We start from the raw sequence: 16,256 nt of genomic DNA, 5'->3' as shown, positions 1-16,256 counted from the left end.
TTTCAAACCATACGCGTCAAGTTAAGGAAATAAAGGTATGAAAGAGATAGAATAATAAGGTATAAGTTCTCCCAGATATACTTTTAGTGAGAGAACCAATGAATAAAATAACTTGCTTATCAAAAAAGCTCAAAGAATTTTTTAATGAAAAAGCAGAGAAAATCTCAATTACAACAAGGTTTATAAAAAGAAAGAGAAAGCTAAAAGGTTCATCATTCGTAAAAGCCATGGTCTTGGGTAATATAGGAGTTGATAATTGTAGCGTAGAAACAATGTGTCAATTACTAAACGAGGACTCGATAGATATAACAAAACAAGGTTTGGATTTTAGATTTACTGAAGAAGCAGTGGAATTTATGAAAAGGATGTATAATGAATCTGTGATTCTCTTTAAAAATATCTTGCAAGTTGATTGCAAAATCTTACAGCAATTTAATAGTGTTAAATTATTGGACAGTAGCTATATTACTCTACCTAACAGTATGGAAGAGATGTATAAAGGTTATGGTACTAGCTACAGTGGCTATGAAAGCAATACTAAGTCTGGAATAAAGTTACAATTAGTTTTCGACTACATGAATCAGATAATAGACCAACTTAATTTAACGGAGGGGGTAAGATCAGACCAGGGATATAGGAAACATTTAAGTAATATATTAAGCAATGATTTGCTAATATCTGATCTCGGTTATTTTGTGCCAAGTTCTTTTAAACAAATCAATGAAATAGGAGCTTATTTCATAAGTCGTTATAAATCCGATACCAACATATATGATGTAGAAACAAATCAAAAAATGGAGTTATTAGAATGTTTAGAGGATAAGTTATTTTTAGAAAACGAGGTATTGTTAGGAAAAGAAGCAAAAATTAGAGTAAGAATTATATGTCAGAAACTAACTGAAGAACAGTCTATGGCCAGAAGAAGGAAAGCTAATAGATTAGCAAGATCGCAGGGATATACATCCTCTAAAAGAAATCAAAAATTGTTGAACTGGTCAATATTTATAACTAATGTTCCAGAAAATAAAATTAGTGCTGAGCAAGTATTAACGATTTACAGAGTAAGGTGGCAAATTGAGTTATTATTTAAATTGTATAAAAGCCATATCAGGCTTGATAAGCTAAAAGGAAAGCCATGCAGAGTATTATGTGAACTATATGCTAAATTGTGCGCAATTCTTATATTTCACGGCATAGTTGGTTGCACAGAAGTGAAAAAGAATACAGAACTTAGCTTAACAAAGGCATTTATTGAGCTAAAAAGGCGGGTTAGAGAGTTATTTTTAGTATTAACCAAAATTAATAGTTTAAAAGCATTTCTTAAAAAACTCACTATAACTTGGTCGCGATTTTCATTAAAAGACAAACGTAGAAGGGCTAGAGTATCCACTTTAACCTCTCTAAATTTGCTCACAATCTCTTAACTTGACGCGTATGGTCACCGTAAGTCACTGCTTTTAGGTAAAACTTTTTCCCCATTTGCACTTCGAAAGATATTATTGAATCATCAAGTAGAACAAATTTTTCACCTGTGGCATGATCATATTCTTTAGTATCTTCTTGTCCTCTGATTAGGTTGCTAAGCTTATATTTATTTTTATCTATAAGTTCAGCATTCTGGAATTTTATTACCTCTTTTCCAACCAGTGCTAAATTTGAGTTCGCAATTGAAGTTATGTTTCCAAAACGTAACACTACTATAAGCCCCTCGTCGGTAGATTCCATTACATATCCGTAAGTAGACTGCTTATTTGTGCTTGCGATAGGCTTATAATCCTTATCGTTGTACGAAATAAAGAGCGTTGCTCCCTTCCAATTCCTTTCCTCACCAATTAAAGTAAAGCTTGCAATATTACCTTTAACATGCGGTAAATCTATCATTTCTGCGATGGTTTTGCTGATATGAGAAGGAGGGTATTCCTTCAGCATAAGAGACCTTGTTGAAGGAAAAGAAAGCTTATATATGGAGCTGTCATAACCAACACCACTTACTTGAATGGACATGCTTTCAAATTTTGTTTTTATAATTCTCACCGTATGCTTTTTCTCACCGTCTAAAATCGTCATTACATCACTTGGCGCAAGCCACGCATATCTTATCGGCAGCTTGAAATTGTATATATTTCTCTCTTGCCACGAAGAATAAAGTAAAACCTCAGCTATATTTTGCGCCTCTCCCTCCTCCATAATGAGCGGTATTTCAACTGTTATAGCAGTGCCTTGCTTTGGCAACTCAGCATATTTAACATCAATTGGATAGCCAAAATTGCGATTAAAATAAACGACGTTAACTTTATTGTTTAAATCCAGTTGACTAATATTAACAAGTTGCATTTGCTTTGAATTGTTACTGAAAACCGTTTCACCAATTGGCATTACAGTTGTAACTCCCCTGCCCTTTTGAACAAATTTCAGTTTAGAGTCCTGTTCAACCACATCAAAAAAATAGCAACTTTGCAGCATTTTAATAATAGAACGTACGGGTTGCTGGTCGTTTATCACATACCCAGACAATAACCCTTTGACGTTGCTTGTATCGAACTGATCGCTTTTTAAACCTGCTTTTTGTAATAGATCCGATAAAACATCGGAAATATTAAGCTGTGAAAGCTTTCCCTGAATCCAATGTCCTGTCTGCCAATTATGGCAGTCAGTCCACATATCACATAAATTGGGAAAGTAAGGAAATGGCCTTGCATCCCACGCCCAGAGAAACATTTTTTCTACCATTTCCGAGCTTTGCCACTTTTTTAACGTTCCTTCAATTGCAATTTTTTGCGAAAGAAAGCTCACCTCTCCGTTTGAATATCGTGGATATTTGCTCTCTATGCTGCCTTTGTCAACAAACACATTTGGTTCATTAGTGCAGCCGTTCATACTGGGAAATCCATATTCAGTAAACCATATTTTTTTCATTTTTGGTTGCCATTTTGTTTTGCTACCACCTGGATTTATGTGAGTTTCACTCCACCATTTCTCTATATTTTTCCACGCATACCTGCTGTCGTTATACTTTACTTTTTCAGGCTCACTTTTTGAGTAATCATAGAAATAATCATACCCCACTCCACTGCTCCAACCACCCATTACATCTTCCGCAGAATAGCCAAAAGGAGGCTCTGGACCATCAGTCAGTGGAAAATAAGCATCTATGCCAATAACGTCGATGTACTCTGAAGACCAAAGCTCATCCATATTATACCAACCATCATATGAATGGTATTCGCTCCAATCCGCAGCGTAAGTTACCGTTACTTCTTTTCCAAGCTGAAGTTTTATTCGCTTTGCAAGCTTAACTAGCTCTATAACGGCAGGGTAATTACCTTGTTCATCTCTAATTTTGGTAAGCCGCACAAGTTCAGAACCGATGATAAACCCTTCCACTTTAGTTTGTTTGGCAATGCTTGCATAATGCTCTATAAATTTGTTATATTGATTCTCAAAAAAATCACTTATATCCCCAGGAGTCCCGCTCAATTTTCCTCGCCACTCTTTGTTCTTTGTGTCAAGCAAGGGCATTGGATAGAGCATCACCTTGTAGCCTCTGCTGCGTAACTCTTCTATGTATCTTATCAACGCTGCATCACTAACTGTGCCACCATACCTTGGGTTTCCACTCGCATCTTTTGAAATTAGCTGAGCATTATCTCTGGTTACACCCCCTACTTGCCAATCATCAGGTAATATTGCGGAATCATCTTGAAATTCAACTGCAGGATATATTTTACAATCTTTAATGTTCAGATCATTCACAAACCAATTGACTACTACCGATACCCACTCAACATTTGGTAAATCTCCCTTTAATTGATCCAAAGAAAGCATTGCATCGCTCTTTTTAGTGTGGTTGTTGTGATTTACCCTTTGCGCCAGCCCATATGGGATATATTGGTTGCTGCTTATTTTCTCTTGCGCGATTTTCTTCTGTATTTTTGTATCATATACAAACTCACCTGAACCTGGTATGATATTGATATTCCGAATATTTTCCGCTATTGAAAACCCAACGGGCTTTAATGCAGTTTGCACTTCAAACGTAAATACCGGAACATGATTATTATAGTCTGCTAAAGGAAAATTCTTGATGACTATGTAAGATATTCCCCTATAAGCCGGCACATTCCCCTCTCCTTCAATTGATGACATAAATGGATCAGGATTTTGGTCTTCTCTGCCGCTGTAAAAAGTATAATCTATTTCATCAAAGCTAAGTGATGTTGTATCTGCCCAGATTCTGTTTAATTTTTCTACTTTCCCCTTGCAGATCGCAATTGCAAGCGTTGCATAGTAATTATATGTAACGTTCATACCTCTTCCAATTTTACTTTTGGTGGTTATCGCCTCTTCTTTTATTGGCTGCGCCCAAATAATGTTCCCTGCAACACGAGCAGTGCCATAGATAATTGGAATTGTTCTGCCATAGGTTGAGGTTTGAACTTGCAGATTTTTTAGCCTCGCACCATGCGTTACTTTTTGCTCGGCATCAAGGCCAAACATCGCACCATCAAGCTGCGCACCAAGAAGAGCACCGAGTTCTGAGCCGATAATCTGGCCAATTGGCCCAAAAATGCTGCCTGCTTGACCAAAAATTGATGATAAAATTATTGTAGACATAATGATCCTCCTTTTTGTTTCTATAGCTAATGTAGGCTCTACGTCATGCCGCAGCGGATAGATCCCGCTAACAAGCAGCGGGATGACGAGCTTATCGTTATGCCGCCGCGAACCGTCATACCGCGATTCATTCGCGGTATCTCTTAGCATAGATTCCGCTAACTAGTAGCGGAATGACGAATTTGTCATTTTACAGCCACTTGGATGACAATTTGCTACTAAATAGTAGCAAATTCAATAATTTACAATAAATAATTGAAGTTTTTAATTAAGAAAAGCACATGATGTAGCTATAATCATTGTAAGCAACAATGAAAAAGTACGGAAGTGAAAAATTACCACTCTCATGGCAATCACTTCACCAGCGGCAAAGTGATACCATGCTGATTCATATATTTTCCTTTCATATCATCATATGATTTCTCGCATTCACTTTCGCCGCTTAAAAATACGAATTGGCATGCGCCTTCATTAGCGTAAATTTTCGCAGGAAGCGGAGTGGTGTTTGAGAATTCGAGTGTGACATGACCTTCCCATCCAGGTTCTAAGGGAGTAACGTTTACTATAATTCCACACCTTGCGTAAGTTGATTTACCAACACAAATGACCAGTACATTCCTTGGTATACGAAAATATTCCACTGTACTTGCAAGTACGAAACTATTTGGTGGAATTATGCATACATCTGTTTCCTTATCTATAAAACTATTCTCAGAAAAATTTTTAGGGTCCACGATAGCTGAATTAACGTTAGTAAAAATTTTAAATTTATTATCCACTCTTGCATCGTAACCATAAGATGATAGTCCGAAAGATATAACACCTTTGCTGCTTTTGTGATTCACAAAAGGCTCTATCATTCCAAAATTTTCAGCTTTTTCTCTTATCCATTTATCTGGCATAACTGCCATAATTGCCCCTTAAAGTTGTGTAATACTTACAATAATATAAAATAAAATTTAAATGTAAACTGTAGCTTTTGTCATGCAATTAAAGCTTTTCAGTTTGATTTTTGTTATAATAATTAGATTTATGTTCTTAACTAAAAATAATGCTTAGAAACTTTCTCCTGATTTTTGTATTCGTATTATTCACGCCGCTATCAAATGCTGATGCCAGGAAATACATCAGAATTGTTGGATCTTCAACTGTTTTTCCTTTTATCTCGTTTATAGCCGAAGAGTTCAACCGTGTATTCTCCTTTAAGACTCCAGTTGTGGAATCGATAGGAAGTGGATCAGGATTCAAAATGTTTTGCTCAGGAATAGGGGAAGACACTCCAGACATCACCACTTCATCTCGCCCTATGAAGGAAGTAGAAAGAGAACTATGTAAAAGGAATAAAATTAATGAAGTGATAGAAATCATCATTGGCTATGATGGAGTTGTCATTGCAAATTCAAATCAAAGCCATAGATTTGATTTCACAAAGAAGGACTTATTTGAAACTTTATCTGCATATTCTCAAGAAAATGATAAATTAGTAAAAAATAATAAGAAGTTTTGGTCTGATGTAAATCAAGCCTTACCAAAAACAGAAATTGAAATTTATGGTCCACATCAAAATACAGGCACATACGAAACTTTGGTTAATTCTATTATGCTTGATCAATATTCATGCATGAACTCGAGAATTTTCAAAGAGAATTATAAAGATCAGGAAGAAAGAAAGCAAGCATGTGGTAATATAAGGGATGACGGAAGGTATATAGAAGTTGGAATTAATGAAAACATAATAATACAAAAATTGAAAAGTAACAAGAACGCTTTAGGGATATTTAGTTTTAGCTTTTTAATGAGGAATCAAGATAAAATACAAGGGAGCACAATTGCAGGAATTGAGCCAACTTACGAAAATATATCATCGGGAAAATATATATTAGCAAGACCTCTATACCTTTATATAAAGAAAGAACACCTGGATACTGTTGATGGATTAAGAGAATTCATAAAAGAAATTATAGATTCGATCAGCATTGAAGATGGGTACCTATCTAGGCTTGGTCTAATTCCACTTTCAAGTGAAGATATAAAGAAAGCTTCAGCAAAGGTTTATGATATAACGTGACGGCAACGTTTCTTTTATATTCTTTGTTCTAGCGTAGTCAGACCCAGCGCGGCGCGCTGGGATGACAATGGATTACTAATTAGACAGTTCTGCGTTGTTGCAACACCCCAGAAACAACCGGGTCCGAGCTTTTCGTATTTGGGCTTTCTGATTTCTCACAAACTCCTCCAATATAAGCTAGTACAGCCAATGCTGAAACTGCTAAAACTTCTAAAACTAATGCAACTACAGGATATGCCAGCACATAGGCTGCAATAGCACCAACTACGCATAGTCCAACAACGCCCAGAGCGATCTTCCCTTTGTGTTCACTCCAGAAGTTTGTATCGTTTTTTTCTGGGGTTTTGTTGTCTGCAGTTGGTGCAGAGTTTACGGTGTTTTGATCTAGATCAGTGTCATCTATAAAGTTAAGATCATCATTCTCAGACGGATCCTGATTGATTTCTTGTGAAAATCGAGTCGCATACTCTTTATCCCATGCTATCTGATCATCCATACGCGTCAAGTTAAGAGATTGTGAGCAAATTTAGAGAGGTTAAAGTGGATACTCTAGCCCTTCTACGTTTGTCTTTTAATGAAAATCGCGACCAAGTTATAGTGAGTTTTTTAAGAAATGCTTTTAAACTATTAATTTTGGTTAATACTAAAAATAACTCTCTAACCCGCCTTTTTAGCTCAATAAATGCCTTTGTTAAGCTAAGTTCTGTATTCTTTTTCACTTCTGTGCAACCAACTATGCCGTGAAATATAAGAATTGCGCACAATTTAGCATATAGTTCACATAATACTCTGCATGGCTTTCCTTTTAGCTTATCAAGCCTGATATGGCTTTTATACAATTTAAATAATAACTCAATTTGCCACCTTACTCTGTAAATCGTTAATACTTGCTCAGCACTAATTTTATTTTCTGGAACATTAGTTATAAATATTGACCAGTTCAACAATTTTTGATTTCTTTTAGAGGATGTATATCCCTGCGATCTTGCTAATCTATTAGCTTTCCTTCTTCTGGCCATAGACTGTTCTTCAGTTAGTTTCTGACATATAATTCTTACTCTAATTTTTGCTTCTTTTCCTAACAATACCTCGTTTTCTAAAAATAACTTATCCTCTAAACATTCTAATAACTCCATTTTTTGATTTGTTTCTACATCATATATGTTGGTATCGGATTTATAACGACTTATGAAATAAGCTCCTATTTCATTGATTTGTTTAAAAGAACTTGGCACAAAATAACCGAGATCAGATATTAGCAAATCATTGCTTAATATATTACTTAAATGTTTCCTATATCCCTGGTCTGATCTTACCCCCTCCGTTAAATTAAGTTGGTCTATTATCTGATTCATGTAGTCGAAAACTAATTGTAACTTTATTCCAGACTTAGTATTGCTTTCATAGCCACTGTAGCTAGTACCATAACCTTTATACATCTCTTCCATACTGTTAGGTAGAGTAATATAGCTACTGTCCAATAATTTAACACTATTAAATTGCTGTAAGATTTTGCAATCAACTTGCAAGATATTTTTAAAGAGAATCACAGATTCATTATACATCCTTTTCATAAATTCCACTGCTTCTTCAGTAAATCTAAAATCCAAACCTTGTTTTGTTATATCTATCGAGTCCTCGTTTAGTATAGCCTTTCTTATAATAGTCCGAATGCGATAAGATATGTGTTTATGGCTATAGCAGGCCAGTAGCATATTACGGTCTGTTCGGATTATTGTAAAAAGAGCTATAATTGACACATTGTTTCTACGCTACAATTATCAACTCCTATATTACCCAAGACCATGGCTTTTACGAATGATGAACCTTTTAGCTTTCTCTTTCTTTTTATAAACCTTGTTGTAATTGAGATTTTCTCTGCTTTTTCATTAAAAAATTCTTTGAGCTTTTTTGATAAGCAAGTTATTTTATTCATTGGTTCTCTCACTAAAAGTATATCTGGGAGAACTTATACCTTATTATTCTATCTCTTTCATACCTTTATTTCCTTAACTTGACGCGTATGATCTGATCATCAGTCTTGGCATTATCTAGTTCATTTTTACTAAGTTTTTCCTCAAATTCTTGAATCAAATCTTGAAAGCATTGCTCACCTACTCCAGGTATTTTAGCAAAACGTTTTTGTGCACATGTAAGTTTATCCATTACATAGTTATTTCCATTGGGCTCGAACCCAAGGAGCCCTGGAGAAGCAGCATCAAACATTAATTTAAAGCTTTCTTTTATCTTTTCCACATCTTCTTGGTTCAATTCTTCACTATATTCAACTTTCAGAGGATAAACTAAAAGGGCATCTACTCTTCCACTACTCCAATATACCTCTCGCTCTAAAACCCTTTCTACATCTTCACCACAATTCTCTAATGCTGCTTTAACTTGATCAATATCAAGGTTTTCTATTGCTTCTTGTAAGTTGGAATCAAGATCCATTACCCACTTGTGATCTTCTATTTTTTGAATAACTTTTCCAAGAACAGGTCCGTTATTAGAATCGTTGGTCCTTTCTTGCAGGCCTCTAAGCATATTTATTGTGTTAACACTATCACCTCCTGCTAGATCGTATTCTGTATTACACAAAAAATCACGAGTTTTTTGATCAGCTTCCTTCCAAATTTGTTCAATGATCTCTACTTGAGCTTTAATTGTAATGCTACAACACATAACAAAATCTAAAATGGTACCTTTGTCACTAGTCAAAGTCCCCTCGTGGCTCAAAACTGCTTGTATATCATTATGTTCATTATTGTCGAGTACGTTCTGGACTTCCTGAAAATTGCCATTCCAGACTGCCTGTCTTAATGAATCTAGAATTTCTTCTTGTGCATTAGTTAATTCAACCATATCTTACCTCTAATAAAAATTTAATTATCACACATATTTACAAGTAAATCAAGCATACTGTTAATAACTGTTAATAAAGGCCAACAAAATGCTTGACGTTAGAGTAGCTTTTATGGCTTTGTATAGCGAGGAAGTAATTCTATGAAAAATCATCAACGTTTACAAAATTTGCGTTCAATTGTATTTATTGTGGGAATATTCCTATTGCTGTTTAGCTTAGCAATGCTTATTCCTGCTATTACCAATAAGTATCTCAGCTACGAATGGAAAAATTTCCTCGCTGGATTCATAATTACCTGCACATCTGGCGCAATTTTTATTTTACTCGGTAAATTAAGTAGATTGCATGGAATGCCAGCAATTTTTGCGATTACTAGTTGCACCTGGATTGCCTTGTCTCTGTTTGCAGCTATTCCTTTCTATTTTGATAATCTGAGCTATGTTGATGCATTGTTTGAAACGATATCTGGCATCACAACCACAGGAGCAACTATATTTAATGATATTGAAAAACAATCTCCAGGAATACTGCTATGGAGAGCAATGCTACATGGCATGGGGGGTTTTGGTGTAATCACTTTAGGAATTGCAGTTTTTCCTATGTTTAAGGTTCTCAGCCTAAATAATTTACTTTATTCTGAGTATTCAGATGCTACCAAAAGGAAGTTGCCGAATACGCGAAGCGTAGTGATTCATGTTACGGCAATATATTATGGCTTAATTTTGTTATGTATATTTTCCTATTATCTAGCTGGTATGCCACTATTTGATGCAATATGTCACGGAATGTCTGCTGTATCAACTGGTGGATTTGCTAACTATAATGATTCTATAGGGCACTATAATAATCCCATACTAGAAGCCATAACGATCGTTTTTATGATTTTGGGTTCTCTGCCTTTTCTTAGCTATTTAAAAATCATAAGACGGTTAGACATTTGCTATGATGAGCAGGTCTCTTACTTTTTTAAGATAGCTATTGTTTCATCTTTATTTGCTTGTTTTTGGTTGTATAAAAATGTTGATTTAGGAGTGTCATTATCATTTAGATGCAGCACATTTACCATCACTTCCTTGATTACGTCAACTGGTTATGCAATCTGTAATCATATAGATTGGAGTTTCATTTCAGTCTTAGCTTTTTTTCTCACCTTTGTTGGTGGATGTAGTGGTTCTTCAAGTGGTGGTGTCAAAATCTTCCGCTTGATTGTTCTTTTAAGGTCTATAAGAAATTACTTTTACCTTTTATTAAACCCTGATGCAGACAATGGAGTAAAATTCAATGGAAAAACCCTGGAGAATGATGAAGTTCACTCTGTCTTTATATTTTTTGCAATTTTCATGTTAACGTTTACCATTTCATCAATAGTGATGTCTTACTTAAGCAATGCAGACTTTATAACTAGCATCAGTTCAGTCTCTGCAACGCTTACAAACTCTGGCCCGGGATTTAGTAATTTAATAGGTCCTTCGGGTAATTATTCCTCTTTCAGTAATGAAGTAAAATTATTTCTATCGTTTTTAATGCTGCTTGGCAGACTTGAAATATTGCCAATCTATTTTTGTATAGGCAATTTATTCTTATTTAATAGAAAGAAATAGTTGGTAAAATTTGATATTATAGCTAAACTGACTTACGACAATTTGAAAAACCGTCATTCCGCTACTCGTTAGCGGAATCTATACCGCGAATAAATCCACAGATGTACGAACATTGTGATTTGGGCACACCAGGAAGAATGTCATCCAAGTAGCCCCTTTCTCGTCATCCCGCTACTTGTTAGCGGGATCTATGCTAAGAGATACCGCGAATGAATCGCGGCATGACGGTTCGCGGCGGTATAGCTATAGATAGTATTAGCTATTTAATAAAAAGATCGTAGCTAAACCAAGAAATATAAAAGCTGAGAGAATATCAGTTGTTGCCGATGTTAGGATTGAAGAAGAAACGGCAGGGTCAGACTTTAAACGGTGAAGCATTATAGGAATGAAAGTTCCGATGAACGTTGCAATAATTGACATCATAATCATGGAGACCACAAAAATCATCTCCACTTTGAAGTTGTGAAACCTTATTGCTAACACTACTAATGAAATAGTAGATAAGATCACCCCGTTTATAAGACCTATTAAAAATTCTTTCATCAGTATTCTTTTTGCATTTTGCTCAGTTAGATATTTTGTTGCGATTGCCCGGATGGTTAGCGTTACTGTTTGGGATCCTGCATTTCCGCTCATTGATGCAATTATCGGCATGATTATTGGCAGCACTATAAAACTTTTTATTACATCATCGAAAAAGCCAACTACTATGGAACACATTGTTGCAGCTAAGAGGTTAAACAGTAACCAAGGTAGCCTTTTAATTATAGTTTTATGTATAGGGGCATTTATATCGGCTTTAGAAGATACACCGCTTATTTTGAGTACATCCTCTTCTGTTTCTTGTTGAACAACTTTTATTACATCTTCAATTAAGATCACACCAATAATTTTACCATTCTTATTTACTACCGGAGCCGATAATAGAGAGTAATCTTTAAATATTCTTGCTACTTCCTCTTGGTCTATTCCAGTTTTAATGATTTTTATGTCATGATCCATTATCTCTTTTATTATTGTGTCTCCTGAGTGAGATATTACCTTATTTAAATTAACACTGCCTATAAGCTCTAATTTTGAGTTGATAATGAATATCTGGTGAAATTTTTCTGGTATTTTTTTATAGTTGCACACAAATTCTGTCAGTTGATTTATTGTCCAATAATATGGAGCTATAACCATATCTTTATGTATTAACCTTCCTGCACTTTCTTCTGGATATGATAGCAACTCCTCTACCGATTTCTGAGTTTTGCTGGGCAAATAGTAAAGTATATTTTCTACAGACTTTCTATCTAAATCTTTCACTATGGTTACTATATCTTCTACATCAAGGAGCATTAGTAACTTTGCTGTATTTTCTATTCCCAATGTTTCTATGATCTCTATTTGTAAATCTGGCACTACATGCACTAGGGCATCACTTAACAAATGTTGATCGAGGATATTAACTAATTTCTCCCTGTGATCACTGATCGAAGTAGATAAAAAATAAGCTAACTGAACACTGTCTATCGTTTTTACAATATTACGAACATTCTCTAGCTCCTCGTTATCAAGTGACTCTATTAAGTCATCAATAGCCTTTTTGTCTAAACCATAATGGGAACTTATTTCAATATTCATTACTTTACCTTGTTTTTTAATAAATATACGCGCTTGATTTCCTTAAACATTAAAGTATAATGAAATTATTTAAATTAACTATCATATGGTTAAATTTCTATTTTGTTTACTGTTATTGTTATTGATAGTAAATATATTAAAATCTAAAGTATAATGAAAACTTATCCAGAAATTCTTGAACACTTTCAAAGCTTAAATAAAAGTATTTCTCTTATCAGGAGGTGTCTTTGACATAGAAAAATTAAAGTTGCGCCTTGAAGAGCTTGACTCCCAAGCGTCGAATGATGACCTATGGCAAGATAACCAAAAAGCACAAGAAGTTTTAAAAGAACGTTCTAAAATTAAGAATGACGTAGAGTCGTTTTTAAAGCTGGAAAGCGATTACAACGATGCCATCAGCTTAATGAAGTCTGCTATTGATGAAAATGATGAAGAATTTTTCTCTGAAGTTGAAAATGAATTAGCTAAGCTAGAGAAATTAATCAAGTATAAAGAAACAGAGTCCTTATTTACTGGTGAAGCAGATAATAATAACTGCTTTTTAGAAATCCACTCAGGAGCTGGCGGAACCGAGAGCAATGATTGGGCTGAAATGCTGATGCGCATGTATATAAGGTGGGCAGAAATTTATCACAACTTTAAAGTTGAAGTTGTAGAAAAATTAGAAGGAGAGTCAGTTGGTATAAAGTCTGCAATGATAAAAATCGTTGGAGAAAAAGCTTATGGGTGGGCAAAAAGTGAAAGTGGAATTCACAGGCTGGTTAGAATATCGCCATTTGATGCAAATGGTAAACGTCATACCAGTTTTGCAAGTGTAGGAGTAACTCCAGTGATCGAAGATTCAATTGATATTGCTGTGGATGAAAAGGATCTAAAGATCGACACCTACCGAGCTTCTGGAGCAGGCGGTCAGCATGTGAACAAAACTGAAAGTGCAGTACGCATTACGCATATTCCAACTGGTGTTGTAGTTCAATGCCAAAATGGTCGTTCTCAACATAGAAATAAAGATGAGGCGTTAAAATTACTTAAAGGACGTTTATACCAAATTGAACTGGAAAAAAAAGAACAGAAAATGGCTGAAGAGTATGGTAAAAAATGCGATATAGGCTGGGGTAATCAGATCAGATCGTACGTTATGCATCCATATCAAATGGTGAAGGATTTAAGAACCGGACATGAAGTGGGCAATATAAATTCTGTTTTTGATGGTAATATAGATTGTTTCATAGTTAGTGTGCTTACTAAGCAAAATTAGGTAGGGTTGACTTTCTTGCCATAATATATGATAATTAAAATATTGTTAAAGTAGGAGTAAAGTTATGGCGATTAAATATGATCAGTGGAAAAGTGACCTTACCCAGAAAAAGTGGAGAGAAAGTTTGGAATGTTTTTTACAAAAAGAATGATGCATCAAATTGTTCTGGAATGCAATAGTTAATAGTGACGTTGTTTGTTATAAAAAATTTCTATGTATTCAAATATTGCAGTTCTAGTTTGTTGAGCAGAGTGTTGTGAAGTATCAATAAGTATTTCTCTTTTCAATGAGCTAAAGAAGCTTTCTGCAACAGAATTGTCGTAACAACAGCCTTTATTACTCATCTATATTCTTTACAGCTAAGAGATATTGATACCCTTGCGCAGTATATTGTGAACCTTGGTCACTGTGCAGCAGTAGATTTTTAACAGGTTTACGCCTATTAATGGCCATTAATAAAGAGTTCATAACCAATTGTTTATTTATTGCACTACTCATTAACTACCATACGTGAGAATTATTGCTGCCAAATATAGCCATCCCTCCTTGGTTTTGATGTAAGTAATCCCATACTTTATTTGGTTGATCAACAATAAAGTTTTGGTCTAATATATTGGGAGCTACAGCTCTATTATCTGTTTGTTGTTTTTTAATTTTAAACTTTCTTCTCAGTATAGCCCTGATGTCATTTTTCTGCATAATACTTTGCACCGTTTTCAAATTGCAACTTTTACCCAAAGCCTTCAATTCAGCATGAATTTTAGGAGCTCCATATCTACATTTAGAAACTTGATATATTTTTTGAATAGCTTCGAGTAGCTCTTTATTTGCTGATTCTCTACTGCTTATTTTTCTTGTGGTCCACTTATAGTAGCCACTAGCAGAAAATCCTACATAATTCCTGTACTTTATAGCAGTTATAGCTCTTTCCATAAAAGTCCGGATGTGATAGGATAAGGGTAGATGATGATAAGGAGGTTGAATGCCAGCAGCATATAGTTATGATTTAAGAAAAAAAGCAATGGAAGCGCTAGACGAAGGAGAAAGCAGAGAAACAGTGGCAGCAAGATTTAAGATTGGAAGAACTACTTTATGGGAGTGGCAGCAAAGAAGAAAAGAAACAGGAGACTTTCAATCAAAAAAACTTGGAAATGGGGGTTACAATCACAAAATTACCGACTGGGATACCTTTGCCAAATTTGCCAGAGAACACGGAGGAAAGACTCTATCGGAAATGGCTAAACTTTGGAACAACGTTAGTATCCAAACGATCTATCGAGCCCTTAAAAAAATTGGATTTACGCGCAAAAAAAGACATATGGATACAAGGAAAGAAACGAAGAAAAACGTGCTGAATTTTTGAAAATTATAGCGACAAAAGAACCTAAAAACTTAGTGTATATAGATGAGTCTGGCATTGATAACACCGAAGACTACCCCTACGGATATTGCCAGAAAGGACAGCGGTTTTATGCCTTAAAATCTGGAAAGAAAACTCAACGAATCAGTATGGTTGCAGCCTTAAGTGGAAGAAAGATAGTTGTTCCGTTAACCTTTGAAGGCCACTGTAATATGGATGTTTTTAATGGATGGTTTGAGCAATTTTTGACACCGATCTTGGAACCTGGACAGACTGTCATTCTTGACAATGCTACTTTTCATAAGTCTGATAAGATTATCGAGCTTGCTAAAGGGGTTGGTGCAGAAATTTTGTATCTGCCGCCTTATTCTCCAGATTTCAACAAAATTGAGCATCATTGGTTTGCTATAAAAAACAGAGCCAGGAAAAACATTCCTCTATTCGAATCCTTTCGTCGTGCTGTTGATTCTGCCTTCCTATGACCTGTTCGGACTATTATGAGAAATGCTATACTATATAAAAAAATATTTTACTCTTTTTGACTGGCCAGGGCTTTTTTTTAAATGTCTCTTTCCCTTGTTACTCTTGCTTTGTAAATCAAACCTCTCTTTGTCATAAGGTGCTACATCTGGAAATGCATTTGCCGCTGACTTTTTTTCGTTATATTTCTTCATCCATTTTCCTAATACACTATCCCTTATTCCTAGATCTCTTGCTACTTTTGCAACTGGTTGACCTACCTTTCTTTGTTCATTTGCCAGTTTAACAGCTTCCAATTTGAATTCTGCTGTATATTCTCTTACCATTTCTAATCCTCCAAAATTTTATTTTACCCAAAAAAACTCTTTTCTTTCTCTCCACTTTTT

11 protein-coding genes and 3 pseudogenes are annotated in these 16,256 nt (G+C 35.0%); 5 read left to right on the top strand and 9 right to left on the bottom strand.

Annotated features, from left to right (window positions below):
* The first annotated feature begins 98 nt into the window (after positions 1-98).
* A complete protein-coding gene (locus ACQH2Q_RS01460; protein ID WP_264339118.1) occupies positions 99-1,424 on the top strand; it encodes an IS4 family transposase in 1,326 nt (441 codons plus the stop codon).
* On the opposite strand, the gene ACQH2Q_RS01455 is transcribed toward ACQH2Q_RS01460, so the two are convergent.
* Together ACQH2Q_RS01455 and dcd are read right to left on the bottom strand one after the other, a co-directional pair.
* The gene (locus ACQH2Q_RS01455; RefSeq protein WP_341824271.1) at positions 1,411-4,614 is read right to left on the bottom strand and encodes a glycoside hydrolase/phage tail family protein; all 3,204 of its coding nucleotides are present in this window, start codon (positions 4,612-4,614) and stop codon (positions 1,411-1,413) included. The two genes, ACQH2Q_RS01460 and ACQH2Q_RS01455, sit on opposite strands and share 14 nt — an antisense overlap.
* Positions 4,615-4,967: 353 nt before the next feature.
* Complete coding sequence (gene dcd / locus ACQH2Q_RS01450) at positions 4,968-5,525, bottom strand: dCTP deaminase (RefSeq protein ID WP_006280485.1); 558 nt, start codon at positions 5,523-5,525, stop codon at positions 4,968-4,970.
* A gap of 140 nt (positions 5,526-5,665) precedes the next feature.
* Here dcd and ACQH2Q_RS01445 point away from each other — a divergent pair, with 140 nt between their 5' ends.
* On the top strand, positions 5,666-6,682 hold the full coding sequence (locus tag ACQH2Q_RS01445; RefSeq protein ID WP_264339338.1) for a substrate-binding domain-containing protein: 1,017 nt from the start codon (positions 5,666-5,668) through the stop codon (positions 6,680-6,682).
* Positions 6,683-6,761: 79 nt separating this feature from the next.
* Here the strand turns inward: ACQH2Q_RS01445 and ACQH2Q_RS01440 are convergent, their stop codons facing one another.
* The 4 genes and pseudogenes from ACQH2Q_RS01440 to ACQH2Q_RS01425 all read right to left on the bottom strand — a co-directional run bounded on the left by ACQH2Q_RS01440 (position 6,762) and on the right by ACQH2Q_RS01425 (position 9,544).
* Positions 6,762-7,178 (bottom strand): hypothetical protein, encoded by a 417-nt coding sequence (locus ACQH2Q_RS01440; protein ID WP_338481534.1) that lies wholly within the window; start codon positions 7,176-7,178, stop codon positions 6,762-6,764.
* A gap of 10 nt (positions 7,179-7,188) precedes the next feature.
* Positions 7,189-8,328 (bottom strand): annotated as a pseudogene (locus tag ACQH2Q_RS01435) (IS4 family transposase); the annotation flags it as partial.
* A gap of 104 nt (positions 8,329-8,432) precedes the next feature.
* A pseudogene (locus ACQH2Q_RS01430) lies at positions 8,433-8,618 on the bottom strand (IS4 family transposase); the annotation flags it as partial.
* Positions 8,619-8,683: 65 nt separating this feature from the next.
* On the bottom strand, positions 8,684-9,544 hold the full coding sequence (locus ACQH2Q_RS01425) for a hypothetical protein (RefSeq protein WP_341824294.1): 861 nt from the start codon (positions 9,542-9,544) through the stop codon (positions 8,684-8,686).
* A 141-nt stretch (positions 9,545-9,685) separates the two neighbouring features.
* Here ACQH2Q_RS01425 and ACQH2Q_RS01420 point away from each other — a divergent pair, with 141 nt between their 5' ends.
* Positions 9,686-11,146: a TrkH family potassium uptake protein gene (locus tag ACQH2Q_RS01420; RefSeq protein ID WP_209472862.1), complete on the top strand. Its 1,461-nt coding sequence runs from the start codon at positions 9,686-9,688 to the stop codon at positions 11,144-11,146.
* 255 nt (positions 11,147-11,401) lie between these two features.
* Here ACQH2Q_RS01420 and mgtE read toward each other — a convergent pair whose 3' ends face one another.
* A complete protein-coding gene (mgtE, locus tag ACQH2Q_RS01415; RefSeq protein WP_425383531.1) occupies positions 11,402-12,772 on the bottom strand; it encodes a magnesium transporter in 1,371 nt (456 codons plus the stop codon).
* A gap of 153 nt (positions 12,773-12,925) precedes the next feature.
* Between mgtE and prfB the strand changes: the two genes are divergently transcribed.
* Positions 12,926-14,030, top strand: a protein-coding gene (gene prfB, locus ACQH2Q_RS01410; protein WP_141456981.1) for a peptide chain release factor 2 whose coding sequence is annotated in 2 segments (ribosomal slippage) — positions 12,926-13,000 and positions 13,002-14,030 — 1,104 coding nt in all. Because the reading frame shifts where the segments join, the coding sequence is not laid out codon by codon here.
* 136 nt (positions 14,031-14,166) lie between these two features.
* Here prfB and ACQH2Q_RS01405 read toward each other — a convergent pair.
* A pseudogene (locus tag ACQH2Q_RS01405) lies at positions 14,167-14,949 on the bottom strand (IS3 family transposase); the annotation flags it as partial.
* A 63-nt stretch (positions 14,950-15,012) separates the two neighbouring features.
* On the opposite strand from ACQH2Q_RS01405, the gene ACQH2Q_RS01400 reads away from it, so the two are divergent.
* Positions 15,013-15,872, top strand: a protein-coding gene (locus ACQH2Q_RS01400) for an IS630 family transposase (protein WP_264705388.1) whose coding sequence is annotated in 2 segments (ribosomal slippage) — positions 15,013-15,337 and positions 15,337-15,872 — 861 coding nt in all. Because the reading frame shifts where the segments join, the coding sequence is not laid out codon by codon here.
* Positions 15,873-15,902: 30 nt separating this feature from the next.
* On the opposite strand, the gene ACQH2Q_RS01395 is transcribed toward ACQH2Q_RS01400, so the two are convergent.
* The gene (locus ACQH2Q_RS01395) at positions 15,903-16,196 is read right to left on the bottom strand and encodes a transposase (protein WP_007548709.1); all 294 of its coding nucleotides are present in this window, start codon (positions 16,194-16,196) and stop codon (positions 15,903-15,905) included.
* Positions 16,197-16,256: the final 60 nt, after the last annotated feature.

Source organism: Wolbachia endosymbiont (group A) of Melieria omissa (assembly GCF_964031125.1).
Taxonomy (GTDB): domain Bacteria; phylum Pseudomonadota; class Alphaproteobacteria; order Rickettsiales; family Anaplasmataceae; genus Wolbachia; species Wolbachia pipientis.
The sequence above is the reverse complement of the archived record's forward strand: the minus strand, read 5'-3'. Positions and strand labels throughout refer to the sequence as shown.